The 25,619-nt window shown below is 45.3% G+C and carries 25 protein-coding genes and 1 tRNA gene; 7 read left to right on the top strand and 19 right to left on the bottom strand.

Annotation, left to right across the window (positions count from 1 at the left end):
- Positions 1-105: 105 nt before the first annotated feature.
- On the top strand, positions 106-249 hold the full coding sequence (locus BQ5809_RS11170; RefSeq protein WP_019390006.1) for a hypothetical protein: 144 nt from the start codon (positions 106-108) through the stop codon (positions 247-249).
- Positions 250-301: 52 nt separating this feature from the next.
- Here BQ5809_RS11170 and BQ5809_RS09310 read toward each other — a convergent pair whose 3' ends face one another.
- Positions 302-1,141 (bottom strand): c-type cytochrome, encoded by an 840-nt coding sequence (locus tag BQ5809_RS09310; protein ID WP_003786842.1) that lies wholly within the window; start codon positions 1,139-1,141, stop codon positions 302-304.
- 228 nt (positions 1,142-1,369) lie between these two features.
- Between BQ5809_RS09310 and BQ5809_RS09305 the strand changes: the two genes are divergently transcribed.
- Positions 1,370-1,445, top strand: a tRNA-Arg gene (locus BQ5809_RS09305).
- Positions 1,446-1,534: 89 nt separating this feature from the next.
- Here BQ5809_RS09305 and recN read toward each other — a convergent pair.
- The 3 genes from recN to bfr (BQ5809_RS09290) all read right to left on the bottom strand — a co-directional run bounded on the left by recN (position 1,535) and on the right by bfr (BQ5809_RS09290) (position 4,313).
- Positions 1,535-3,196 (bottom strand): DNA repair protein RecN, encoded by a 1,662-nt coding sequence (recN, locus tag BQ5809_RS09300; RefSeq protein ID WP_003786844.1) that lies wholly within the window; start codon positions 3,194-3,196, stop codon positions 1,535-1,537.
- 166 nt (positions 3,197-3,362) lie between these two features.
- Positions 3,363-3,836 carry a bacterioferritin gene (gene bfr, locus BQ5809_RS09295; RefSeq protein ID WP_003786848.1) on the bottom strand — a complete coding sequence of 158 codons (474 nt, stop codon included), beginning with the start codon at positions 3,834-3,836 and terminating at the stop codon, positions 3,363-3,365.
- Positions 3,837-3,848: 12 nt separating this feature from the next.
- Positions 3,849-4,313, bottom strand: a complete 465-nt coding sequence (gene bfr, locus BQ5809_RS09290) for a bacterioferritin (RefSeq protein ID WP_003786850.1) — start codon at positions 4,311-4,313, stop codon at positions 3,849-3,851.
- Positions 4,314-4,645: 332 nt separating this feature from the next.
- On the opposite strand from bfr (BQ5809_RS09290), the gene dapA reads away from it, so the two are divergent.
- A complete protein-coding gene (dapA, locus tag BQ5809_RS09285) occupies positions 4,646-5,521 on the top strand; it encodes a 4-hydroxy-tetrahydrodipicolinate synthase (protein ID WP_032827713.1) in 876 nt (291 codons plus the stop codon).
- Between the two features lie 32 nt (positions 5,522-5,553).
- Entirely contained in the window at positions 5,554-6,675 is a 1,122-nt protein-coding gene (gene bamC / locus BQ5809_RS09280; RefSeq protein WP_003786857.1) for an outer membrane protein assembly factor BamC, read from the top strand.
- Between the two features lie 87 nt (positions 6,676-6,762).
- On the opposite strand, the gene grxB is transcribed toward bamC, so the two are convergent.
- The 10 genes from grxB to glyS form a co-directional block, all read right to left on the bottom strand.
- Positions 6,763-7,416 (bottom strand): glutaredoxin 2, encoded by a 654-nt coding sequence (gene grxB / locus BQ5809_RS09275; protein WP_003786858.1) that lies wholly within the window; start codon positions 7,414-7,416, stop codon positions 6,763-6,765.
- 43 nt (positions 7,417-7,459) lie between these two features.
- Positions 7,460-9,316, bottom strand: a complete 1,857-nt coding sequence (locus tag BQ5809_RS09270) for a lytic transglycosylase domain-containing protein (RefSeq protein ID WP_032827714.1) — start codon at positions 9,314-9,316, stop codon at positions 7,460-7,462.
- 30 nt (positions 9,317-9,346) lie between these two features.
- The gene (gmhB, locus tag BQ5809_RS09265) at positions 9,347-9,907 is read right to left on the bottom strand and encodes a D-glycero-beta-D-manno-heptose 1,7-bisphosphate 7-phosphatase (RefSeq protein ID WP_003786861.1); all 561 of its coding nucleotides are present in this window, start codon (positions 9,905-9,907) and stop codon (positions 9,347-9,349) included.
- 6 nt (positions 9,908-9,913) lie between these two features.
- Positions 9,914-10,348, bottom strand: coding sequence for a DUF7832 domain-containing protein (locus tag BQ5809_RS09260; RefSeq protein ID WP_003786863.1), 435 nt, complete (start codon positions 10,346-10,348; stop codon positions 9,914-9,916).
- A complete protein-coding gene (locus BQ5809_RS09255) occupies positions 10,348-11,139 on the bottom strand; it encodes a glycosyltransferase family 25 protein (RefSeq protein ID WP_003786865.1) in 792 nt (263 codons plus the stop codon). The genes BQ5809_RS09260 and BQ5809_RS09255 overlap by 1 nt, the downstream gene beginning before the upstream one ends.
- Positions 11,136-12,332 (bottom strand): glycosyltransferase, encoded by a 1,197-nt coding sequence (locus tag BQ5809_RS09250; protein WP_003786866.1) that lies wholly within the window; start codon positions 12,330-12,332, stop codon positions 11,136-11,138. Before BQ5809_RS09250 ends, BQ5809_RS09255 begins: the two co-directional genes overlap by 4 nt.
- 94 nt (positions 12,333-12,426) lie before the next feature.
- On the bottom strand, positions 12,427-14,205 hold the full coding sequence (locus BQ5809_RS09245) for a glycosyltransferase (RefSeq protein ID WP_003786867.1): 1,779 nt from the start codon (positions 14,203-14,205) through the stop codon (positions 12,427-12,429).
- A gap of 70 nt (positions 14,206-14,275) precedes the next feature.
- Positions 14,276-15,415: a UDP-galactopyranose mutase gene (gene glf, locus BQ5809_RS09240; protein ID WP_003786870.1), complete on the bottom strand. Its 1,140-nt coding sequence runs from the start codon at positions 15,413-15,415 to the stop codon at positions 14,276-14,278.
- A gap of 14 nt (positions 15,416-15,429) precedes the next feature.
- Complete coding sequence (locus BQ5809_RS09235) at positions 15,430-16,215, bottom strand: DUF4422 domain-containing protein (protein WP_003786872.1); 786 nt, start codon at positions 16,213-16,215, stop codon at positions 15,430-15,432.
- 90 nt (positions 16,216-16,305) lie between these two features.
- On the bottom strand, positions 16,306-18,357 hold the full coding sequence (glyS, locus tag BQ5809_RS09230; protein ID WP_003786874.1) for a glycine--tRNA ligase subunit beta: 2,052 nt from the start codon (positions 18,355-18,357) through the stop codon (positions 16,306-16,308).
- Between the two features lie 102 nt (positions 18,358-18,459).
- Between glyS and dusB the strand changes: the two genes are divergently transcribed.
- Positions 18,460-19,482: a tRNA dihydrouridine synthase DusB gene (gene dusB / locus BQ5809_RS09225; RefSeq protein ID WP_003786877.1), complete on the top strand. Its 1,023-nt coding sequence runs from the start codon at positions 18,460-18,462 to the stop codon at positions 19,480-19,482.
- Between the two features lie 70 nt (positions 19,483-19,552).
- Here the strand turns inward: dusB and sstT are convergent, their stop codons facing one another.
- From sstT to ubiA, 3 genes are all read right to left on the bottom strand, one after another.
- On the bottom strand, positions 19,553-20,806 hold the full coding sequence (gene sstT, locus BQ5809_RS09220) for a serine/threonine transporter SstT (RefSeq protein ID WP_003786878.1): 1,254 nt from the start codon (positions 20,804-20,806) through the stop codon (positions 19,553-19,555).
- Positions 20,807-20,871: 65 nt separating this feature from the next.
- Positions 20,872-21,399: a methylated-DNA--[protein]-cysteine S-methyltransferase gene (locus BQ5809_RS11465; RefSeq protein WP_003786880.1), complete on the bottom strand. Its 528-nt coding sequence runs from the start codon at positions 21,397-21,399 to the stop codon at positions 20,872-20,874.
- A gap of 50 nt (positions 21,400-21,449) precedes the next feature.
- Positions 21,450-22,331, bottom strand: a complete 882-nt coding sequence (ubiA, locus tag BQ5809_RS09210; protein ID WP_032827716.1) for a 4-hydroxybenzoate octaprenyltransferase — start codon at positions 22,329-22,331, stop codon at positions 21,450-21,452.
- A gap of 120 nt (positions 22,332-22,451) precedes the next feature.
- Between ubiA and pncB the strand changes: the two genes are divergently transcribed.
- On the top strand, positions 22,452-23,645 hold the full coding sequence (pncB, locus tag BQ5809_RS09205) for a nicotinate phosphoribosyltransferase (protein ID WP_003786883.1): 1,194 nt from the start codon (positions 22,452-22,454) through the stop codon (positions 23,643-23,645).
- 133 nt (positions 23,646-23,778) lie between these two features.
- Positions 23,779-24,126, top strand: a complete 348-nt coding sequence (locus BQ5809_RS09200; protein ID WP_003786885.1) for a hypothetical protein — start codon at positions 23,779-23,781, stop codon at positions 24,124-24,126.
- 120 nt (positions 24,127-24,246) lie between these two features.
- Here the strand turns inward: BQ5809_RS09200 and BQ5809_RS09195 are convergent, their stop codons facing one another.
- Together BQ5809_RS09195 and BQ5809_RS09190 are read right to left on the bottom strand one after the other, a co-directional pair.
- Positions 24,247-24,741: a DUF2726 domain-containing protein gene (locus BQ5809_RS09195; protein WP_003786886.1), complete on the bottom strand. Its 495-nt coding sequence runs from the start codon at positions 24,739-24,741 to the stop codon at positions 24,247-24,249.
- A 9-nt stretch (positions 24,742-24,750) separates the two neighbouring features.
- Positions 24,751-25,554, bottom strand: a complete 804-nt coding sequence (locus tag BQ5809_RS09190) for a glycosyltransferase family 2 protein (protein ID WP_003786888.1) — start codon at positions 25,552-25,554, stop codon at positions 24,751-24,753.
- Between the last annotated feature and the right edge of the window lie 65 nt (positions 25,555-25,619).

Below are 25,619 nucleotides of genomic sequence, written 5' to 3'. Positions count from 1 at the left end.
ATATTTTACCCACCATTGTTGGCTGGACGATGAACGCGCTTTGCTCAATCACATAGATAAAATTCGCCATATCCCGACTGTGATTGTGTGCAAGGGCGATACGATATGTGTACGCCAGTGCAGGCTGCTTACGATTTGCACCGCGCCTTTCCAGAAGCCAAATTGCAAATTGTGTGTGCAGGACATTCGGCATTTGAGCCAGAAATCACGCAGGCATTGTTGGCGGCAACCGAGCAGTTTGCAGCATAAACAAAAAACCACATCTTTCGTTTAAAAAGATGTGGTTTTGTTTTTGGATAGATTATTTAGATTGTTCAACCATGTAACGGACAACTGCTTTGATGTCGTCATCGCTAATTGAAACATTACCGCCTTTGGCTGGCATCATGCCACCTTTTGGATTGGTATAGCCTTCAATCGCATGTTTAAATAGGGTCTCTTCGCCTTTTGCAATGCGCGGAGCCCATTCTTCTTTATTGGTCAATTTAGGTGCAAATGGAATGGCAGCTGTTGCGCCATGGCATGCTTGGCAAGATTGCTCAAATACTTCTTTACCGCGACCACTTGCTGCCACTGGTGCAGCAGCTGCATCGCTTGCAACGGGTGCGGAAGCAGGAGCTGAACTAGCAGCAGCCGAACTTCCTGACGCCTTACCCGATTCATCAAAATTTGCGCCAGATTGATTTGCCATATAAGCTACTGCACGCGCCACTTCTTCATCGGTTAAAGTCGTATCACCACCTTTGGCTGGCATCACACCGCCTTGTGTGCCTTTAAAGCCTTCAACGGCGTGTTTAATCAAAGTCTCAAAGCCTTGTGCAATACGAGCAGCCCACTGGTCGTTGTGCGTAACTTTGGGGGCGTAAGCAATCGTGCTATCTGCCGCGTGGCATTGCACACAAACCTTATCAAATACCTGTTTGCCCGTGCGCTGACCAGGTTCTGTACCATCGCCCATAGTTAAGCGACCACTAGGCATAATGCGTGTTTCGGTCGCGCTAGACGTGCTGTCTGCTACATCGCGGTAGTAGCCACTGCCAGCCAGTTTAACCAGCAAATATAAGACAGAAATTAAAATAATAACGCCACCCAATAAGGTTGTTAAAGCAGAGCCTTTGGCTTGATGTTTAAATGGTTTCATTTGAGAGTTGCCTCGTCTTTTTAGTAGTGGTGAGGAGGAATGTGTTGCTTATTGCTTAATTTGTTTTAACAATAATTTGCGCGATTATACTGAATTTGTGTGGTCTTTCCAAGTTGATAAATTTAGTTTTTATCAAATAATTGCAGGTTTTCTTGGTTTGGCAGCCAAATTTATTTTTGCCAAGCTAGGCAATTTCGGGTATTCTTGCTGGCTTCCATTTTGCAATCCGTATCCGTAGCTCAGTTGGAAGAGTGTCAGTTTCCGAAGCTGAAGGTCGCTGGTTCGAACCCAGTCGGGTACGCCAAATCACACAAAAGCAGCCTGCACATTTCGTTCTCCGAATGTGCAGGCTGCTTTTTAATCAGGACATGGCGTTGCGCCGCCATACTCACGCTAGTCTCGTGGCAAATTCAACATCTCGCTGGCATGGTTCAAAGTCGTATCGGTAATTTTTTCGCCGCCCAGCATACGTGCAATTTCTTGCACGCGCGATTCGTTGTCCAGTACGCGAATTTCGCTAATCGTCTGTTCGCCATCGCTGCGTTTTGCCACTTGCCAATGATGCTCGCCATACGCTGCCACTTGCGGCAAATGCGTAATCGCCAGCACTTGATGCTGTTGCCCCAAAGTTCGCAAAGCACGCCCAACCGTTTCGGCAACGCCACCGCCAATGCCCGTATCCACTTCATCAAAAATCAAAGTCGGAACGTGCGTATATTGGCTGGTAACCACTTGAATAGACAAACTAATCCGCGCTAATTCGCCACCCGATGCCACTTTGTTGAGCGGACGCAGCAGCGAGCCTTTGTTTGCCGCCACTTGATATTGCATCTGCTCCAAACCGTGCGCCGCAGGGCTGGCTGGCAACAGTTCTATGTGAAATTTCGCGCCTTTCATTGCCAGTTGTTGCATGTGTTCGGTGGTTTCTTGCGCCAATTTTTGCGCGGCTTTGTGGCGTTTTTCCGACAATTTTTGCGCGTGTTCCATGTAGCTGTTTTCGGTTTGGCTAACCAATTTTTGCAAGGCTTCCAAATCGGCAGACGCTTCCAAATCGTGCAGGCTGCTTTCAATTTCTGCCCATTTTTGCGGTAAATGTTCAGGCTCAACGCGGTATTTTCGCGCCATCGACATCAATTCTTGAATGCGCTGTTCTTTGGCGGCAAGTTCGTTGGGATTGATTTCCACGCTGTCAATTAAGTTGCCCATTAAATGATTAATTTCACTCAATTCCACTTCAATGCTTGCCAGCATTTCCAAACTTTCGGCAAAGCGCGGTTCAATATTGCCGAGCTTGTCCAAAGTCTTTTGACAACGGCGCGTTAAGGCTCGCAAGCCATTGTCGCCGCTCACCATGTCTTGCACGTCATAAGCAGCCTGCAATAAATCATCGGCATTGGACAAGCTGTCATACGCTTGATTGAGCGTTTCCCATTCGCCTGTTTGCAGATTTAATTGTGCTAATTCATTGACTTGCCATTCTAAACGTTCGCGTTCAATCGCCAAGTTTTCCGATTGCGTTTGCGCGTTCAATAGCGATTGTTTGGCGTGTTGCCATGTTTGATAGTCGCTTTTGGTTTGTTCTACCAAATCCAAGCAGCCTGCAAATGCGTCCAATAATTGTCGTTGCGCGGCTTCGTGATTGAGCGAATGATGGGCGTTTTGACCATGTATATCAATCAGTTGTGAGCCAATTTGTTTTAACTGCACCAGTGTGGCTGCTTGGTTGTTGATAAAACTGCGGCTTTTGCCTTTGGCATCAATAATGCGGCGAATCGATAGCTCGGTGCTGTCTGCGTCCAGCAAGCCTTGTTCGCGCAATTCTTGTTGCAGCGCGGGCAAATCGGACACGTCAAACAAGGCGGATAGCTGCGCTTCTTTTGCGCCTTGTCGCACTTGGCTGTAATCGGCTTTGTCGCCCAGCAGCAGGGATAACGCGTCTAGCGTGATGGATTTGCCTGCACCCGTTTCGCCTGTCAAAACGGTAAAACCGTTCTGAAAGTCCAAATTTAATTGTTCTACAATCACAAAATCACGCAAAGAAAGAGTTAATAGCATGGCGGTTGGTTCGTGTGAAAAAGAAAGTATTATAAAGCAGCCTGCATTTTATGTTTACCAAAAGTGCAGGCTGCTTTTGCTGTTTAACGCACAAAAAAACGCCCACACAAAAATGTGCAGGCGTTTGCGTTTGGGTTTACCAAGGGTTTATTGGTAGTGGTTTGTGTTAGTCCTCTTGCGCACCCAGTTGCAAATAGTTTTGTAAACCGATTTTCTCGATTTGCTCCAACTGCGTTTCCAGCCAGTCGATGCGTTCTTCGTTCACATCTTTTTGTTTTTCCAACAGCTGACGCGATACATAATCTTGTTGCTCTTCGCAGGTTTGAATCGCTTCAACTAACGCAGTGTGTTTTTCTTGTTCTTTTGCCAAATCGCAACGAATGATTTCTTCAGGCGTTTCGCCAATCAACAATTTGCCCAATTCTTGCAGATTGGGTAAACCTTCCAACAACAACACGCGCTCAATAATCGCATCGGCTTGTTTCATTTCCACGATAGAGCTTTTGTAGAAATGTTCGCCCAATTCTTCAAAACCCCAGTTTTTCAGAATGCGAGCGTGCAGGAAGTATTGGTTAATCGTAACCAACAACAAGCCCAAGTTTTTGTTTAATTGACGAATAACTTGACGATCGCCTTGCATAACACGCTCCTATTAAATTTGACTTTGCAGATAATTTTGTTCGCCCAAAATTTTGATTAAGCGAAGTTGTTGTTCCAACCAGTGTGCGTGGTCTTCTTCGGTGTCTTTCAACTGATTAACCAGCAATTCGCGCGTAACGTAATCTTGTTGCTCTTCGCACAATTTCACGCCTTTTTTCAGGTTTTCGCGCACTTCCAATTCGGTATCCAAATCAAATTGCAGCATTTCCAAAATATCTTTGCCTACTTTAACAGGCGCAGACACCATGTTTGGCGTGCCACCCAGCATCAAAATGCGGCGAATAAAACCTTCTGCATGAGCCGTTTCGTCTTCCATTTCGTGACCAATGCGGTCGAACAATTTGGTGTAGCCCCATTCAGAGTACATGCGTGAGTGGATAAAATATTGGTCGCGCGCTGCCAATTCGTTTGACAGCAAAAAGTTCATGTAATCGATAACTTCTTTATTGCCTTGCATGATGTTTCCTTTCAAAAAATGTAGTGATTTGCAATGGGGGCAGATTGTAGCAGCGGTTTTTTGGTTTGGCAAAAAGTTGTTTAAAATACAAACAATTATCAAATTTAACCATTGCTATAATCAATGATGAAATGCGTTATCAATAAAGAAAAATATTTAAAAATAAAAACTTAATTTGATAGTGATTGTTATTTTTGCTTGCAGGCTGCTTTTTATTTACCAATCTTTACATTTTGTATTGGATTTGCATGCCGTCATTATCTATTTTGCACAATCGCGAAAGTAGGCTACAATCCGCTATCGTTTGTAACGCCAATAAAAAGGTACACTTTATGCTAACTGGTAGCCTTGTTGCTTTGATTACGCCCATGAATGCAGATGGCAGCGTGAATTATGAGCAGCTGAATACTTTGATTGAATGGCACATTGCCAATGGAACGGACGCGATTGTCGCAGTCGGCACAACAGGCGAATCCGCCACTTTATCGGTTAATGAACATTTGGCTGTGGTGGAAGCGACTGTTAAACAAGTCAATAAACGCATTCCTGTGATTGCTGGCACGGGGGCGAACAATACGCGCGAAGCTATTGAGTTGTCTAAATCGGCAGAAAAATTGGGCGCAGATTACACGCTATCGGTTGTGCCGTATTACAACAAGCCATCGCAAGAAGGCATTTATCAGCACTTTAAAGCGATTGCCAAAGCGACTTCTATCCCCATGATTATCTATAATGTGCCAGGTCGCACCGTTGTGAACATGAGCAACGAAACCATTTTGCGATTGGCGCAAATCCCCAATATTGTTGGCGTAAAAGAAGCCAGCGGCGGTGTAGCGCGTGCTTTGTCTTTGTTTAAAGATGCACCAAAAGATTTTGCCATTTATTCGGGCGATGACCCAACGGGCTTGCCATTTTTGTTATGCGGTGGACACGGCGTAATCACTGTTGCGGCAAACGTTGCACCCAAAGCATTCGCGCAAATGTGTCGCCATGCCATCAATGGCGAAATTGCCGCCGCCAAAGCCTTGAACGAACAGCTTATCCCTATTTACGATGTGATGTTCTGTGAACCTAGTCCTGCCGCTGCAAAATGGGCGTTAGAAAAATTAGGCTTATGTGACGCACACGTTCGCTTACCTATTTTGCCATTGAGCGAAGCAGGACAAGAAAAAGTGCAGGCTGCTTTAAAAGCATCGGCAATCGTTTAATCAATCTATTTAACATTAAGGAAGCAGTCGTAATGCAAAAAAAATATTTAGTTAGCCTGTTGGCAGTTTTGAGTTTGGCAGCTTGTTCTAGCAACAAAGAAACGCCGAAGTTGGATTATCAATCGCAAACCAACAAAATCGTGAGCTTGGAAGTACCGCCAGATTTGAACGACCCACGCAACGGCAATTTATATAACTTGCCAGCAGGTACGGTTGCCAATCCCAATGCTTTGAATGAAGCCACACCACGCCAAGCCGTATTGGCGCAAGCAAAAAATGTTCGTTTGGAACGCAGCGGCTCGCACCGTTGGTTAGTGGTTGATGAAAAAAATGCCAACGAAATGTGGCCGATTTTGCGCGCATTCTGGCAAGAAGCAGGTTTCACCATTTATTCGGAAGAGCCAAGCGCAGGTTTGATGGAAACCGATTGGGCAGAAAACCGCGCCAAATTGCCAAACCAAGGTTTGCGCCGTTTGTTTGAAGCCGTTGGCATGGGCGGTGTTTACACCACCAGTGAGCGCGATAAATTCCTGATTCGCATGGAGCGCAACAATCAAAATGGCTTGGATATTTTCTTCACGCACAAAGGCTTAGAAGAAGTTTACAATAGCAAAGATAAAGATGGTACGGTTTGGCAGCCGCGCGCCAACGACCCAAATTTAGAAGCAGCGTTCTTGGCACGATTTATGCAATACTTGGGCGCAGATGAAGCCACGATTCAAAGCCAAGTAGCCGCCAAAGCTGACCAAGCGCAAGGCACACAATTTGCGAAATTGGACAATGGCAGCTTGGTGGTATTTGGTGCAGCAGAACGCAACATCAACCGCATTGGTGCAGCATTAGACCGCGTGGGCTTGACCGTACAACAATTTGTTGCCGAACGCGGAATGTTCGTGGTTAAAGCCGCGCCAAGCGAAAGCGAAGCCTTGGCACAAGCCGCAGCAGACAACAAAAAATCGGGTTGGTTTAGCCGCTGGTTTGGTTCTGATGACAAAGCCGAAGCCGCACCTGCCAACGAAGCACCGCAATTATTCGTGGCATTGGAGCAAGTGGAAAACGGACAGCGTTTGCATTTGTTAGACCAATTTGGTAAACCTTACACAGGCGAAAATCGTGATAAATGGCTCAATAGCTTGTATCGTGAATTACACTAATTAAATCATCAAAAAATGCAGGCTGCTTTGAAATTCATCTCAAAGCAGCCTGCACTTTATTTTGTCAATTTAATTTATTTGGTTGATTTAAATCGCGCGGTCAAAATACAAATTGATTTGACTTTCTTGCGCCATAAAATCCACATAATCGCGCACAATGGCTGGATAGTCCACGTCGCGCACCATGCTCAAATTACGCAATAATGGGAAGATGATGATGTCTTCCAAGCTCAAATCTGTGCCATTTAAATAATGCGATGAGGGTGATAACAGCGTTGCCAGTTGCGCCAATTCTTGATTAGCACGCGCAATATAAGCATCGCTTTGCGCCAATAAATCGCTAAATTTGCCCACGTTGGCTTCTTTTTTTGTGACAAAATAATCAATCGCCGCTTGGGTGGCAAATTCGGGCAAGTTGAGCTGCACATCGCGCGGCATAATCAAGTGATTGCCGTATTTGCCAAAGCGGTCAAACCACGCTTGCACTTCGGGGCGAATAGTGACGTTTAGCGGTGCTTTGCCTGCGTATTGCTGCAAATAATGCACAATGTCTAGGCTTTCGCCCATGTGCGAGCCGTCGTCTTTTTGCAAAATCGGCACTTGTTTTGCGCCAATTAAGCTAATCGGCGTGGCTTCGTCATCGTTTAGCAAATATACCATTTCGACTGGCAAGCGATGCAAACCGACTGCCATTCTGGCGCGAACGGAATAAGGGCAATGGTCGTAAACATATAATTTCATTTCGGTTTCCTTTTTGGTTGGCTTTTAAAGCAGTTTGTGCGATTTATTTCGCAGGCACAACGCCCATGCGCTGTTTGAGCGAAGTTTGACGCTCGCCCAACAAGCTGGCGTAATACACCGCGTTAGTCATTACTTTTTTCACATAATCGCGTGTTTCGTTAAACGGAATCGTCTCGGCATAAATCGCGCCTTCCATTGCTGAACCTTGCCATTGGCGTGCGCGTCCAGGCCCTGCGTTGTAGCCAGCGGTTGCCAAAACATCGTTGTTTTTCAGGCTTCTGCGTGCATCTGCCATATACCATGTTCCCATGCGGATATTGCCTTCCGTGCTATACAGTTCGCTGCTGCTCATGCCGATTTTACGCGCGATTTCTTGTGCAGTGGCTGGCATCACTTGCATCAAACCTTGTGCGCCTACGCTGGATTGTGCGCCCATCACAAAACGGCTTTCTTGGCGGATTAAGCCATACACCCACGCTGCATCTACCCCATGTTGTTGGCTGTATCGCGTAACCAAATCGCGAAACGGCGTGATGTAGCGCAGTTGGTAATTAAGCAACTGGTCGGTGCGTTCCGCGCTGTTAATCGCCATTTCGTAAAATTGATGATTAAACGCGACTTGCGCTGCGGTCAGTAAAGTGGCTTCGTTCATGCCACGTGTGGCGTATCGCCATTCGTTTTGCGCTTGGCGACGCATTTTCCAGTTGTTTTGTTGTTTGCTGGTGTAATACAGGCTCAATGCACGATGAATCGAGCCATCTTGGTTGAGCTGATTCACTTGGTTGGCATCGGCAGCCACCACATTGTTTTGCGTGTTGATGCGTTGCCCCAATTCTTCGCTTGCCAAAACGGCGTAAAAATTGCGTCCACTTCGCGCCGCTTGTTGATACAGCGAAGCAGCCTGTGTTTGGTTGCCTGTCGCCGCCAAACTGCGTCCGCGCCAATAGAGCCAAGTTGGGTCGTTTTGCAATTTGGCTGGCATAGACGCGATAATCTGCGCCAATTCCGCCCAATTTTGCTGACGCAAAGCGGAGCGGGCAAACCATTCAAATTGTTCGGTGCTTAATTGATTGCGGTCGGCTTGGCGATAATATTGCAAGGCTTGGGCAAAATTTTGACGTTTTGCCTGCACCAAACCCAACACGCCCCACGCAAAGCCTACTTGTTCGCTGTTCAAAGTGGGCGCGATTTGCTGTAAACGTGCTGCCGCTGTTTCGGGCGATTTTTGCGCGGCTGGGCTAATCACGCTGCGTAAAGCCGTTTCTTGTGCGCCAAAGCCAGTTGCGCTGTTGAGTGGGCTACCCAAAGCCACTGCCAAATTGTTGGCGTGGGTGATTTGGTCGGCAGCAATCAAGCTGCGAACCCGTCGCCAAGCGCGACTAGGGTGCAGGCTGCTTGCTTTGTTTTGCAACATAATCGCGCAGCCAGCAGAAGTTTTGCCTGTTTCTTCCAAAGCAGCCTGCACAAAATCGGCTTGATTTTCGATGCCAAAAGCATGAGCGTAGCAACGCACTTCTTGGTCTCTGCCATCGGCAGGCAGCAGCGCGTATTGTTGTTGGAACAATGCCACTTGATTGCGTTGCCCTAAACTTTTTAGCCACGCATTGCGGACTTTTTCGCCCATATCGCTTTGGCTTTGCGTTGCCAAAAATTGCGATGCAGCCGTGTCGTTTCCATTGTTAACCGCAGCTAGCGTGCTTTCCAAGCGTGCGAAATCGGCGATGATTTTATCGGGCGTTTCTTTGGTTCGTTGATAAGTCTGCACGCCCATTGGCGCGACTGGGGTTTGCGTTGGCAACAAAGGTGCAGGCTGCTTGGACGTTTGCTGCGTAGAACAAGCAGCTAAAATCGCGACTGCCACACCGCTTATGCCGTGTAGCCCGATACGAAATGCGTTCATATAAAATTCCATCATTATTGTGTTTAAGTATTAGGGGGTTACAGCGTTTTTTTGTTGTAACAAATATTGTGAAAACGCCATTAAATCATCAAAAATTTGCGTGCCTTGTGGCAAGTTGGCTTGTTCCGTTTCTAGCGTTTTGCTGCCTTTGCCTGTTTTAACCAAAATAGGCTTGCCGCCCACCGCTGCAATCGCTTGTAAATCGCGCAAACTGTCGCCCACCAAATAAGTGTCGCCAGCTTGGGCATTGAAGCGCGTGATAATGTCTAAAATCATGCCTGATTTGGGTTTGCGGCAATCGCATTTGCTGTCGGCGGCGTGGGGGCAAAACCATACGCCGCTGATTTCGCCACCTGCTTGGCGGATGAGTTTGTGCATTTTGGTGTGCATTTCGTTGAGGGTTTGCACGGTAAAATAACCACGTGCAATGCCCGATTGATTGGTCGCCACCGCAATCGTATAGCCAGCTTGGGTCAAAAACGCAATTGCGTCCATGCTGCCTGCAATGGGCAACCATTCATCGGGCGATTTAATAAACTGGTCGCTATCGTGGTTAATCACGCCGTCTCGGTCTAGGATAATTAGTTTCATGTTGATTTATTCCACAGGGCGCAGGCTGCTTTTCCAGCGCAAAAACGCTTGCTGAAAAACCGCATTGAGCTGTTGTTGCAGTGCAGGCTGCCACGTTACTTGATACAAATCGGCTTCGTTTTGCAAATCCAGTTCGGCAAAATAATCCGCCATAAATTGCCCGTAGCCTTCGTCTTCATCTTCATAATAAAACTGGGTAAAACGATTGCCCAGCGCATTAAAACACGTTTCGTCCAAGCCGCCGTTGAGCTGCTGCAACACAAAATCCGCGCCCGATATCAAACCAGCCTGCACATCGGCAAAATGGGGCAGGGCAGCCGCCGAATTGCTGTGTAAGTTTTGTGAAATCGCCCACGCAAAATAATAACCCATGTGCTGTGCAGCTTGCTCGGGCGTGATGTGTGGCGCGTCTTCGGTGTGAAAGGAAATGTGGTCGTACATTATTTAAATCCCAAATAATTCATGGCGATGTGTTTACACCAGCCTTTGATGCTGCGAATGATAATGCTGGACAACTTGGGTTGCAAAAAATTGGCTTTTTCTACCCGAATGGTGCTGATCAACTGTTCCAAATCTTCCAGCACAAAAGTAGGGCGAGCGTGCAGCACTTTTACACCGCAATGTTGCTCAAAATATAGCCAATCATCGGCTGGGACGCATGGTTTTTGCGTGATGTTGAGCAGCTTTTCCGCGCCTTTTTTAGTAATCACATAAGCCACTGCGCCACAGCCATATTGTTCCCAAGGCGTGCCAAATTGAATCGTTTGTTCGGGCAGTTGCAATGTTGCACGTTTTTTAATTGGAATACGGCGATGATAATACGGCAATTGATGTTCCAGCGTTTTTACATAACCCAAAATCAAAATATCAAAATCATATTGAGCAGCAATTTTGCGTAGATTTTCGGGCAACAACAAAGCTTTTGGTGATTGCAAAAAACGGGCATCGTCTTCCAAAATAAACGCATAATCTAGCTGTTTATTTATCATTTCTTGATAAATTTGATGATGACTCAAAGCACACCCCAGCTCGCCCTTGCTTAACCAACGCTGTTTTTTGGGCTTTTTATGTTTTGGCAGAACGCTTAAATGTTCAATATCCGTTTGCGTGGCTTGGCGCATATCCACCGCATCAAAAAATGCGGCATTGAGTTGATAACGCTCGGCTTGCGCTTTCATGTGCGCTCGGCGTTGGGTTTCGCTGGCTAGGGAGATGATATAGGTAGAAATCATGGTTTAAGCATTTCTAAAATAGACTGCACATTTTGGCTGATTTGCTCTGCGCTAAAATCTGCTGCACGTTGCGTTGCTTTTTGTTGATATTGAGCAAGCTGTTCGGCATCATTTAATAAAGAGATAACTGTTTCTTGAAACATTTGCTGATTGTGCATAGGAATCAATTTGCCATACTCGCTTTGTTTACCCAATATATCTGCCACGCCAGTTGGACAATTCATTGCCACAACAGGCGTTCCACAAGCCATACTTTCCAGCAAAACCGTTGGCAAACCTTCGCGCGTGGAAGTGTGCAAAAATAAAGTTGCCGCTTTAAAAAAAGGATAAGGATTATCTAAATTGCCTAAAAGCAAGCAATCTTGGCTTAAATTTAAGCTATCAATTTTATGTTGTAATTCATTTTTCAAACTACCGTCGCCTGCAATGTACAGTTTGTGCTGAATAGAATGATTGCTTTTTAATGCAGCATAAATATCAATTAATTCAAACAAGTTTTTAACAGATTCAAGTCTTGCAGCTTGAAAAAGGAAAGGTTGTTGCAACAACGCTTGATGCGTGTTTGAAACAGGCAACGCTGCTTGTTTTTGAATGTTGTCCAGCGCAATCGGATTGTGCAAACAAAACAATTTATGTTCAGGCAAGTCAATATTTTCTTGAATTTGCTGACGCATCGCATCGCAAATCGCAACAACACCCGTATGCTGAGAAAAAATAGCAGTAAATCGTCGCTTTTGTTTATTTGACAAAATGGGTTCCTTGGATAAAGCCAAATGTACCCAACGCAAAGTTGGTGGAAAATGCGGTTGCAAGAATTTTGGCATACGCATTATATCGTCCAAACAATCACTAAAATCAATGACTAAATTGTAATTGACAACACGCGAAGCCAAATAATCGCGATAGTTTTTTTGCTCAATAATGCGTTGCCATTCATAAGCGATTCTATTGGCTAAATTATCTTTGCGATGCTGCTTTTTCCACTCTTTTGCAGCAGTTTGTTGAGCATTGGCAAAATAATCTATTTTGATGTGCTGGGGGATTTGTTCCAGCAGCGCACATTGATTATTAAAGTCATATTTTAAGGATAAATCAACTTGATGCCCAAGTTGAGTAAAAATATGCAGATAATCAATCAATACGCGCTCAATGCCGCCTGTTATTAGCCATTTGTGTAAGATTAAAATTTTCATTTTCGGGATATTGCGGTTGGAATTATAAATTCCAGAAATTGAAATTTAATTGCTATGAAAGGCTACCTGCAAACAAGTAGCCTTTTGTGAAAAATTATTTTTCAGTGTTATAAATTTTTTCCCAGAAAGCACGAGAAGTTAATTCATCTTTTTTACTTAAATAATCTGCTTTTGCTGTATCAAATTTTTCATCAATCAAACGTAATGCAGCAAAATAATCTTTATAAGCCTGAATTAAACGTTGCCTATCAAACGTTGCGACATAGCCTGTGCGTGTTGCTTCGTGTTCGTAATAAACTTGTCTATAACGATAAATATCAGTCAAATTTGCACCGAAATGTTTAGGTTGAAAAATAATCCCTTTTTTCATAAAACGTTCAGGTAGCAACAAATAATTTAATGTTAATTGACGAATAATACGACGTAATTCGTGTTTTCTCTTTTTAACAGGAGTTGGGTATCTTAATTTAGGGTAATCTATGCGATTGATAGGTTGCATTTTTTCATCTTGTGGTAGCTGTGCTAGTTTTGCACGAGCATGACTGGCTGTCATATCATGAACAAAAGTCTGTGTTCCTGCTAAAAAATCTTCTAATGCTAATTTAAATGCAGCAGCTGATGAATAATTATATGAATATACACATCCCCAATATAAATGAGAGAACCATTTTTTAAGTATGGATTTATTGTAATTTTTTGTATTAAATACGGAGTTTAAAACTGCGTCAGCTCTAAACGTTAGATAACGTGTCCACAAACCTTCTTTAATAAAGAAATCTTCAGCCCAAACACCTATGCCGTTCATAGAGCAAATATTAAATTTATTTGATAAACTAAAACAAATATCATCACCGCGTACAAAAAATGGGAATGCATACTTTTCTACATCTGTGAGTTTAAAAGCACAGAACCACCATGCAGCATAATTTGCTGTATCACAATCTAATTCTGATGTTAATAAATCATAAACGCTTTGCATATTTTTACCGTGATGCAAAGGAATGCCGAATTGAGTAAATTGCGCTGATTTTTCATGCAAAATGGATGGTGCAGCTTCACGTAATTGCGCCCCAGAAACTGCAAATTTCTCTGTTGTTGCATACTGCAACAGCGCATAAGCACGACGAATGCTTTCAATTTCACAAGACGCATCATCGTCCATAAATAAGCAGTGCGTATAGCTTTTTTCATCTTCCAAATACATCAAACCACGAGTAAAACCACCAGAGCCACCCAAGTTTTGATTTGGAATAACAATCGCGTGTTTGGCTTCTTCTTGTGTGATGTTTTGTGAGTTATCTACAACAATCAGACTAATTTTATCTTTGTAATAAGGGTCTTGCAGCAAATCATTAGATACGCGGTCAATCGCAGGTAAAACGTAATGTTTACGGTTGAAGTGCGTAATCACAATGCCTAATTTTACAGGATTCTGCGGTTCTAAATCAGTGTGATAAAAACCACGGTTTACATAAGCATTATCTGTTAATGAAATCAATTCAAAAAACAGCATGCCTTCTGTGTGGTCGTTCAAATCTGCGAAATCAATGTCCGTGCCTGATTCATTTAATTGAATGGTTAATTCATTTAAATGTTTCATGTCTTCGTGCAACTTGTGGCGGCGGATTTTGATTAAAAACTCGCCATGACCGAATAAACGCAATTTAATTTGGCGGATATTGGTTTGGTTTTTCCAAGTTTGAATGGTAAACGAGTTGAAAAAGGTATCAAAAACGCAACCAGCTCCTTTTTGTAGGAAACGGATTTCTCTTTCATTTCGGAATGCTTGCGTACCACCCCAATAACGAACGTATAAATCATCGGGGGCTTGAATGTCTAGATTTGGGAAAACGAGATTTTGGATAATATTCATGATTGTTTAATATTTTGAAATGATAAATATTTCAGACAGCCTTTTGCAGGCTGCCTGAAATGCTGAAAAATTAAGAAAAATAAAACGGTTTAATTTCCTGCTTATTGGCAATATCTGCCAACACGCCTTGCGCTGTTTTAAGTGCTTCCGCAATGGTTACGTCCATATCCAAGTAGCGATAAGTACCTAAACGTCCTACAAAGCTTACGCCTTTTGCTTGGTTGGCAACAGTTTCATATTGCGATAACAAGGCTTGGTCTTCTGCTAATCGGATTGGGTAGTAAGGAATATCGCCATCTTCGCAAGTTCGGCTGTATTCTTTGTAGCACAAGGTTTTTTCGTGCTGTTCCCAAGGCGAGAAGTGTTTGTGTTCGGTAATGCGTGTGAACGGCACAGTTTCATCGCAATAGTTAATTACAGCATTACCTTGGAAATCGCCTTCATCGCGGAATGTTTCAAAATCCAATGTGCGATAACCTAATTTTCCGAATTGGTGTTTGAACCACAAATCCAATGGTGCAGACCAGAAAACATGGTCGTATTCAGATTGCATATCTTCGCTGTATGGCGTGTTCAATTTTACGGTAATGTTTTCGTGATTCAAAATATTGTCCACGATTTCGGTATAGCCATTTTTGGGCATACCTTGGAATTTGTGAGCAAAATAGTTGTCATCATAATTAAAACGCACTGGCAAGCGTTTCAAAATGCTAGCAGGCAATTTGGTTGGCGATACGCCCCATTGTTTGGCGGTATAACCTTTGAAGAAGGCTTGATACAGGTCTTTGCCAACAAATTTCATGGCTTGTTCTTCAAAAGTTTGCGGTTCGGCAATGGTTTGGTCAGATTGCTCGGTAATCCATGCTTTGGCTTCTTTTGGCGAGAATGTTTTGCCGTAGAATTGGTTAATCGTGTGTAGATTAACTGGTAATGAATATACCTGACCTCCGCTTACTGCTTTAACGCGGTTGGTATAAGGCATAAATTCGCCAAATTGCTGCAAATAATTCCATACAGTTTCGTTATCGGTGTGGAAAATGTGTGGTCCGTAGATATGAACCATTACACCTGTTTCGGCATCGCGTTCGGTGTGGCAGTTGCCTGCGGTGTGGGCGCGTTGGTCAATGATGGTTACTTTATGCCCTGCTTGAGCCAATTCTCTTGCGATAACAGCGCAGGAAAAACCTGCTCCGACACATAAAAAATTCATGTTTTTATTCCTAGTTATGTTTGTACCCGCTGAACAGGCACATGTTTTATTTTGTATTTATTTTGATTGTGTACAATCCATGCGGTAAATAATCGTTCTGCTAAAAAGCCGAAAACTCTTTGGTTATAGCTATCGTATTGGGAACAGTCAATTTTCTTTTCTGCTTCAAACAAAATATCAAATAGCCATTCGCAATAATCATTGATTATTTCTTTTTTACCGATAAACATATTATAAGGGTAAAGAATGCAATTTTGTTCAACTTTTGCAATAGTGAGGGAATATTGTGGTGCTTTTTCTTCTACGATTTGTTTGACGATATGCCAATCTTGAATATGATGATTTTGATTATAATTATCATAAAGCGAAGTGTCTAAATCAACACCAGCTGGGACGATTAAATCTGCTTGAGAGTTTTGCCATAGTTGCTGAATCTCATCGGAAGTGAGTATGGTATGGCGAGAGGTTTGTTGCTTCGGAACGAGTCCTAATAAATAAGCGAGTTGATTGATTCTTCTTTGAACTATGTTTCGCTTTTTTGCAAAATATCTACGGTAATGCACCAAGCCTATCACAGGAGTATGGACATTTTTCCATAAGAAATATAGTGCGGTTAATTCACAAAAATAGGGGTTTTTATCGGCTATATTATCTAATTGATTTTCGCGTAAATAGCCTAGATTTTCTGGCTGATTACCTAATTGCAATGGCACGAATACATGACCTTCTGGTCGCTGAAATGATTTATGTGTTGCAATAAAAACCGCTATTTCTGTTGGAATTTCGCTTAATTGGAACATTGATTAACTTCCAAAATATTGATAAATTTAGTTTTATTATTCTATCAAATTGCAGGCTGCTTTTCACGAAGCAGCCTGCAATTTTTATATTTATTCAGACAACAACGCAATATCCGCCACTGCATTCATCAAACTTGCCAATAAATTCAACAAATTCAAACGGTTTTGTTTTACAGCCGCGTCTTCCGCCATCACCATCACGCCATCAAAAAACGCATCAACCTGCGGTTTAATCGCCGCCAATTCGGTTAAGGCAGCCTGAAAATCGCCACGTTTTGCCGCGTCCGCCACTTTGGGCTGTAAATCTTGCGCCGCCGCAAACAAGGCTTTTTCTTCGTCTTGCGCGAACAAGCTCGCGTTCACATCGCCTAATTGCGCGTCCGCTTTTTTCAGCAGATTTTGCACGCGCTTATTCGCTGCTGCCAACGCTGCCGACTCAGGTAATTGTTTAAATTGCTCAACGGCTTGCAATTTCGCCGCCAAATCATTCAAGCGGTCAGGGCGTTGCGCCAATACTGCCGCCACCACGTCTTGCGAATAATCATTTTGCAACAACACCGCCAAACGCGCTTGCATAAAATCAGCGATTTCCGCAACTGTTTTCGCTTTGTCCGCCAACACATTCGCAGGGAATTGGTCAGCAACCGTATTCAGCAAATCATTGATAGACAAAGGATAATTCATCAACATACGCAACACGCCCAACGCCGCACGGCGCAACGCATACGGATCTTTGTCGCCAGTCGGAATCAAGCCAATGCCCCAAATGCCCACCAAAGTTTCCAATTTATCCGCCAATGCCACCGCCGTGCCAATCGCATTTTCAGGCAGCGCGTCGCCAGCAAAACGCGGCTGATAGTGCTGCTCAATCGCCAACGCAATTTCAGGCTGCTCACCGTCCAACTGCGCGTAATATTTACCCATCGTGCCTTGCAATTCAGGAAATTCGCCCACCATTTCCGTAACCAAATCCGCTTTTGCCAAACGCGCTGCACGTTCTGCCGCCGCTTTGTCTGCGCCTAATGCGCTGGCGATGTGCGCCGCAATCGTTTGCAAACGCTCAACGCGCTCGGCTTGCGAACCAATTTTATTGTGATAAACCACGCTCGCCAATTTCGGCAAACGGCTTTCCAAAGTCGCTTTTTGGTCTTGCTTGTAGAAAAATTCCGCGTCCGACAAACGCGCGCGCAACACGCGCTCATTGCCGTGAATAATGTGGCTCGGGTCGGCAGCCTGCAAGTTGGACACCAACAAAAAGCGGTTCATCAACTTGCCTTGCGCGTCCAACAATGGGAAATATTTTTGATTTTGCTGCATGGTTAAAATCAGGCATTCTTGCGGCACAGCCAAGAAATGCGCTTCAAAACCAGCCTGCAAAACAACAGGATATTCCACCAACGCCGTTACTTCGTCCAACAAACTTTCATCAGCCGCCACAGTCGCTTTCAGGCTGCCTGCTTGTTCGTTTAAAGCTGCCTGAATCGCGTTTTTGCGTTCTGCGAAATTGGCGATGACCTTTCCTTGTTCGGCTAATTGTTTTGCATAATCATCGGCTTGCGCGAATACGATTTCGCCTTGCGACAAGAAACGATGTCCCAACGTAAAATTGCGGCTGGCCAAGCCCAACACGTTCACAGGCAACACGTCCGCGCCGTGCATCGCCACCAAACCATGCACAGGGCGCACAAACGTATGCGTGCTGCTACCCCAACGCATCACTTTTGGGATTGGCAATTTTTTCACGGCAGCATTGACGATTTCGCCCAATAAATCGGCAAGTGTTTGACCTGTTTGGGTAAATTCGTGCGCGTAAATATCTTGTTTGCCGTCATTTATCACTTTCAGGCTGCCGACTTCCACGCCACACGAACGCGCAAAACCTGCAATCGCTTTTTCATTCGCGCTCACGGCAGGACCTTTTTTGACAACGTGTTGGTCGGCTTGCACGGCTTTGACATTCGCCACTTGCACCGCCAAACGGCGCGGTGAAGCATATGGCGTGAATTGGGTTTCGCCGTCAATCAGTTGCGCTTTTCCCAAGCCTTCTACGATGGATTGGGCGAAGTGGTTGCCAAGATTGTTTAGGGCTTTTGGGGGGAGTTCTTCGGTTAATAATTCAATTAATAAAGTGTGTTGAGACATGATGGCTTTCGGTTCAAATCAATAGGGTTTAAATGTGCAGTATTTTACTTGATTTTGCGCGTGTAGGGGTAATCTGTTTTACAATGTCGGCTTTTTATCTGCATGACCAGCATGAATCCAACTGCGCAAACTTTGCCTACCATTCAACAAGCCAACAAGATTATTCTGTCGCCTATGGCTGGCATTACCGACCGCCCCACGCGGCAACTGGCGCGACAATTTGGCGCAAATTGGACGGTGAGCGAAATGTTGAGCAGCGACCCGACTTTGCAAAACACGCAAAAATCGCGCAATAGACGCAATCACGATGGCGAACAAGGCGTGATTGTGGTGCAAATTGCAGGCAGCGACCCCACGCAACTTGCCGATGCGGCGCGATTGAATGCAGAACACGGCGCACAAGTCATTGACATTAACATGGGTTGCCCTGCGAAAAAAGTCTGCAATGTGTTGGCTGGTAGTGCCTTGTTGCAAAACGAAAAATTGGTAGAGCAGATTTTGCACGCTGTGGTGCAGGCTGCTTCTGTGCCTGTTACGCTCAAAACGCGCTTGGGTTGGGACGATGAACACAAAAATATCCTAACCATTGCCAAAATGGCGGAGCAGGCTGGCATTGTTGCGCTGGCGATTCACGGACGCACGCGCACGCAAATGTACAAAGGGCAGGCGCAATACGATTTGATTGCCGAAGTCAAACAAACGATTTCGCTGCCTGTGTGGGCAAATGGCGACATCGATAGCCCACAAAAAGCGCGACAGGTGTTGCAGCAAACGGGCGCAGACGGTATTTTGATTGGGCGAGCCGCGCAAGGTCAGCCGTGGTTGTTTGCCGATGTGGCGCACTTTTTGCAGCATGGCACGTTGCCCAATGCGCTGACTATGCAAGCAGCCTGCACCACTATTTTGGCGCACGTTCAATCGTTGCATGAATTTTATGGTGAACTGGCTGGCACGCGGATTGCGCGTAAACACATTGGTTGGTATTTGGCGCGATTGGACGGCGGCGAGGCGTGTCGTCAGCACATCAATCGTTTGGACGATGCCCGCGCGCAGTATGATTATTTGGCGCGATTTTTGGAGCAGCAATGCGAAACGCAATCGCATTGGCGTAGGGATTATGAATGAATAAATGAAAAAGCAGCCTGCACTTTTGGTTTGATTCAAAGTGCAGGCTGCTTTTTATATTTATATTGTTTTATTTAACTTCGTGTTCGTGTTCATGTGCCATATCTGCGGCTGCTGTAAACAACACATCGGTTGATGAATTGAGCGCGGTTTCGCAAGAATCTTGAATCACACCAATAATATAGCCAACTGCCACCACTTGCATGGCGATGTCGTTTGGGATATTGAACAAGCTGCACGCCAATGGAATCAGCAACAACGAACCACCTGCCACGCCCGAAGCACCACACGCGCTCACGGTTGCAACCAAGCTCAACAACAACGCAGTCAAAAAGTCCACTTGAATGCCTTGTGTGTGCGCGGCGGCAAGTGCCAGCACGGTAATCGTAATCGCTGCACCTGCCATGTTAATGGTCGCACCCAATGGAATCGACACGGAATAGGTGTCTTCGTGCAAATTCAAGCGTTTAGCCAAATTCATGTTCACAGGAATGTTGGCGGCAGACGAGCGTGTAAAGAATGCTGGAATACCACTTTCTCGCAAGCACAACAATACCAATGGATAGGGGTTTTTCTTGATTTTCCAGAACACAATCAATGGGTTCATCACAAAAGCGACAAAGAACATACAGCCAACCAAAACCAGCAATAATTGTCCGTATTCTTTAATCATTTGACCGAAGCCTGTGGTAGCAGTTGTAACTGTTACCAAGCCAAACACGCCCAACGGTGCAAGGCGGATAATCCAGCGCACAATGGCAGACACGGCATGTGATAAATCGTCAAACAGTTGATGTGTGGCGGACGAAGCGTTGCGTAAGGCAAAGCCCAGCACAATCGCCCACGACAAAATGCCGATGTAGTTGGCGTTGGTCAGCGCGTGAAATGGGTTGGCAACCAAGTTCATCAACAAAGTTTTCATTACTTCGGCGATGCCTTGTGGCGGTTTAACATCTACCGTGCTGCTGTCCACCAAAGTCAAAGTGCTGGGGAATGCCAAGCTGGCAAGCACGGCAACCAAAGCTGCACCAAACGTGCCGAGCATATACAAAAACAAAATTGGGCGCATATTGGTTTTGCTTTTGCCGTCGTGTCGAGCAATGGCGGAAGTAACCAAAATAAACACCAAAAACGGTGCAACGCCTTTGAGCGCACCAACAAATAAGCTACCCAAAATGCCGATAAAGCCGACTACGTTGCTCATAAACGCCGATTCGCCTGTGCTGTGGGCGATTTGCCCGATAATGCTACCTACCACCAAGCCGATGACAATTTGCCAGAGCAATTTGTTGTTGCTGGCGTTTTCTGTTGGATTGTTTGACATACGATGTCCTTCCAGTTAAATCTTGTGAATATAAGGCAGCGATTGTAAACAATGTCTGCTTTCATTTACAACAGGCAGCCTGCATTATTTTCTAGCTGCAACAAAAATTGCTTGCGCTCCACACCGCCTGCATAGCCTGTTAAACGTCCGTTGCTGCCAATCACGCGATGGCACGGAATAACGATAGAAATACGATTGCGCCCATTTGCCGCTGCCACCGCACGCACCGCTGTGGGTTTACCAATGCGCCGCGCTTGTTCGGCATATGAAATTGTGCTGCCATATGGAATCTGCAACAAGGCTTGCCAAACTTGTTGCTCAAATGCTGTGCCGATTGGGTCTAGCGGCACGTTGAACGTGTGTAGGCTGCTTGCAAAATAATCGCGCAATTCATCACGCAGTTGGGCATAAACTGCGTGATTTTGTGGCGCAGGGGCGATGTGTTTGCCATATTGTTTGACAATAGCAGCCTGCATTTTTGCTAGATTGGCTTGGTCGGCAAATTCCAGCAAGCACAAGCCTTTGGGCGAGAATAGGGCGCATAAATCGCCAATGGGTGTGGCGAGTGTTTGGGATAGGAGTGGTAGGGTCATAAATTCTTTTTTTGTTTGGTTGATGAATATTGCAGGCTGCTTTTAAATGTTTACCAATACGCAAAATGCGCTGCCAATCCAGCCAGCCACAACGCGCCTACTTGATTGTTGGACAAAAACACTTGGAAGCATTCATCGCGCTCACGATGATACAAGCGCGTGTATTGTCGCCATTGATGGTGCAGCACCACCACCCAAATCACCCAATACACCCACGTTACGCCCAGCGTTTTGCCCACTTGCAACATCAGCAAATCAAAAATAAAGTGGCAAATTAACACCATTTCCGCATCGTAGTCGCCAAAGGTAATTGCCGATGTTTTGATGCCAATTTTCAAATCGTCTGGTTTATCTGCCATGGCATACGCCGTATCGTAGGCGACTGTCCAAAACAAATTCGCGGCAAACAGCCACCACGCCACCGTGGGAATGTAGTCCTGAATCGCCATAAACGCCATTGGTATGCCAAACGAAAACGCTATGCCCAAATACAGTTGCGGAATCGGAAAAAAGCGTTTGGTAAACGGATAAGTAAACGCCAAAGCCAGCGCAGGCAACGCCAGCAGCCACGTTTTCCACGAAAATGGAATCAGGCAACACGCCGCCAAAATACACAAAATCACAATCACACGCCGAGCTTGTCGCGCATTGACTTCGCCTTGCACAAATGGACGGTTTTGCGTGCGTTCAATGTGTTTATCAAAATCTTGGTCTGCCCAATCGTTGGCAATGCAGCCTGCACTTCGCATCAAAAATGTGCCAGCGGTAAATGCCAACACTGTTTGCCATTCGGGCTGACCGTTGGACGCAATCCATACCGCCCACAAAGTAGGGTAGAGCAGCAACAGCGTTCCAATCGGCTTGTCTGCTCGCATCAATCGCCAATACACGCCAGCTCGTGCCAATAAGCCGCACACACGTTTAAAGCTCATGTTGGTTATCCTTGTTTTACTAATTTTGCGTATTATATAGTTAATTAGCAGCACAAAGCAGCCTGCACCTTTAATTTCGTTTACAATGCACGCTTTACCCACATCACACACTTCACAACTATGCCGATTATCCATTCCCTGCTTGACACCGATTTGTACAAATTCACCATGCTGCAAGTGGTGTTGCACCAATTTCCCGAAACCCACAGCGTTTACGAATTTCGTTGCCGCAACGCTCAAACCGTGTATCCACTTGCCGACATCAAAGACGAATTGGAGCAAGAACTAGACGCATTGTGCCAACTGCGTTTTAGTGCAGACGAATTGCATTATTTGCGCGGATTGCGTTTTATTAAAAGCGATTTTGTAGACTACTTGGAGCTGTTCCAATTAAAACGCCGCTTTGTAAACGTCCGCGCAGGCGAAGACGGCAGACTGCACATTCGCATTGAAGGCCCGATGATACAAGCCATGTTTTTTGAGATTTACATCTTGGCGATTGTAAATGAGCTGTATTTCCGCCGCATGGAAACGCCCGAAGTATTGGCAGAAGGCGAGCGCAGGCTGCAAGAAAAAGCCCAACTGCTGCAATCTATGTCGCGCCAGCAACACCCAGCCGACCCGCCATTTTTGGTGTCCGATTTCGGTACGCGCCGCCGTTATACTTTGCAATGGCAAGAACACGTTGTACAAACTTTGGCGCAGGCTGCTCCCGATGTATTTCGCGGTACGAGCAATGTGTATTTGGCAAAAAAATTACACCTAACACCCATCGGCACAATGGCGCACGAATTTTTACAAGCTTTTCAAGCGTTGGACGTGCGTTTGCGCGATTTTCAAACTGCGGCTTTGGAAGCATGGGTACACGAATATCGCGGCGATTTGGGCATTGCCTTGACCGATGTCGTGGGCATGGACGCGTTTTTGCGCGATTTTGATTTGTATTTTGCCAAGCTGTTTGACGGTTTGCGCCACGACAGCGGCGACCCGTATGCATGGGGCGACAAGGCGTATGTCCATTATCAAAAGCTCAAAATTGACAGCCGCACTAAAATGCTCACGTTTTCTGACGGCTTGGATATGCAAAAAGCGTGGGATCTGCACCAATATTTTAAAGGGCGTTTTCGCACCAGTTTTGGCATCGGCACAAACTTGACCAACGACATGGGACACGAACCGCTCAATATTGTGTTGAAATTGGTGGAGTGCAACGGTCAATCGGTTGCCAAGATTTCGGACACACCTGGCAAAACCGTTACCGACAACGACACGTTTTTAGCGTATTTGCGACAAGTGTTTCAGATTGATGCCTGATGTACAGCACCAGAGATAGATTGGAAAAGTTGAAATGAAGCGCGTTCCGCGCCGTTAGCATTTGCTCATCTAGTCAAACTTTGCTAGCCAACATACAATATTTTGCATTGAAAATACATAAGTTATTGATTTTATGCAAAGTGTTAAAGGTTGGTTAAATCTTTTTAAAATACAGATGAATTTTAATAGCAATTATCTATTAGCAAAGCATTGGCAATTGGAGCAAAGCCGAATCACGCAATATCGCAAAGGACGGTTGCGCCTGCCGTTGGCATTCATTATTGAGATTGCTGCAACGCTGGAAGTTGAACCGCTGGAAATCATTGCGTCTATTGAATATTTTAAGTGCAGGGAATTGGACAAAGAGTTAATACACGATGTTTATTTTAATGCGATGAAAAAGACGATTGCTGTAAGAATGGCTGCGTATAGCAGAATTCATTGCAGACGAAAGTTTAAGCCATATTCGTGGCGCAAGTGATTTGTGCTACTTCGCATAATTACAATTATGTTAAATTATTAGTTATCTGATGTGTGTTGAATAACACCACTCTAAAACAAACAGCCTAACCAACATCGTTGTGGTTAGGCTGTTTTACATTTAAGCGGATTTATCCAGTTTGTTTATCATGCGCGTGATTTGTTTTACGGCTGGCGTTGCGCCCACTTGCCAGCGAATAATCGCGACACCTGCCGCTTCGGTTGCCAAGTTTTTGCGGTTATCGGCTTCTTGGCGTTCGGGTTTTTCGTGGGTGCGGTCATCAATTTCAATCGCGGCAATGGGCGTGCCATCGGGTCGGCAAACCACAAAATCGTAGCTCAATCGGCTGATGAAGTTGAACCAGTAATAATTGTCTTTGTTCGGCGGCGTGTCTATGATGCGCGACACTTGCACTTGCGGAAACACCATGTAATCTGGCAATGCTTCTAGCAACACGTCATAAACCTGCATTTCTGTTTCGGTCATGATGTGTTTGCGTTGGTATGGTAATTTGGTTTTGCCGTCAAACGGATTTTTTTTGCGTTTGGATTGCAGGGTGCGAACGAGTAGCCAAAAGCAGCCTGCACATAAAATCACGATTATCCATTGATTCATGATAGTCCCCTACTCTGCTCGGCTGACGGTTAGCGGCATCGAGCCATTTTGTGCTTGATTCAATATTGGGCGAAGTTGTTGTAATTGCTGATGAATTTGACTGGTAACGGTTTGCGCTTGGGCGTAGTTTTCGGGCGTTACGCGGCTATCGTGCTGCTGAAATAAATAGGCATCAAGCAGGCGTTCGGCGTGCATTCCTGCGCGACAATAATGCAACACGGCAGGTTCACTATCGGCAAACAACGTCCCCACTACGCTGCTTTGTGTGGTGGCAATGCCCAGTGTGCCGTCTTCGCCGCCCAGTTCGCGGAACAATGCGTCTTGCGGAAAACCGCCACAAGCCAGAAAAAAGGCGCGGCGAAACACGGTATTGCCGCCAACGGTCATTTGCAAGCTGTGCCATGCTTGGGCAATGTTGGGGTGATTGGCATAGCGCGAATCTAGTCCAACGGCTTGTAAACGCAGGCGAATTAGCCCCAAATAATCCAACTGTTCAAAGCAATACAAAGCAGCCTGCAATGCGTGGGCTTGATACGCGTCATCGGCATCTAAAAACGCGATGATTTTGGCTTGGCTTTGCAATGCGCCCCAATTTCGCGCTCGGGCAACGCCACCGTTATCAGGCAGCCTGCACGCTTGGATACGGCTGGGATAACGCGCTTGCCACGCTTGAATGTGCGCCCAAGTGTCATCGGTGGACGCGTCATCAACCAGCCAAAGTTGGTGCAGTTCGGCTTGTTGCAGGCTGCTTTCTACGGCGCGATTTAGGGTGCTGGCTGCGTTGTAGCAGGGGATAATAATGTCTAATTTCATAGTCAAAATAATTAAGGCGTGTTGATTTGTAAACCTAATATCAACACGCCTTGCTCTATTAAATA

It is taken from the genome of Kingella kingae ATCC 23330 (genome assembly GCF_900111845.1).
Classification (GTDB): Bacteria; Pseudomonadota; Gammaproteobacteria; order Burkholderiales; family Neisseriaceae; genus Kingella; species Kingella kingae.
Note: the sequence above shows the minus strand (reverse complement) of the source record. Positions and strands in the feature narration are given on the sequence as shown.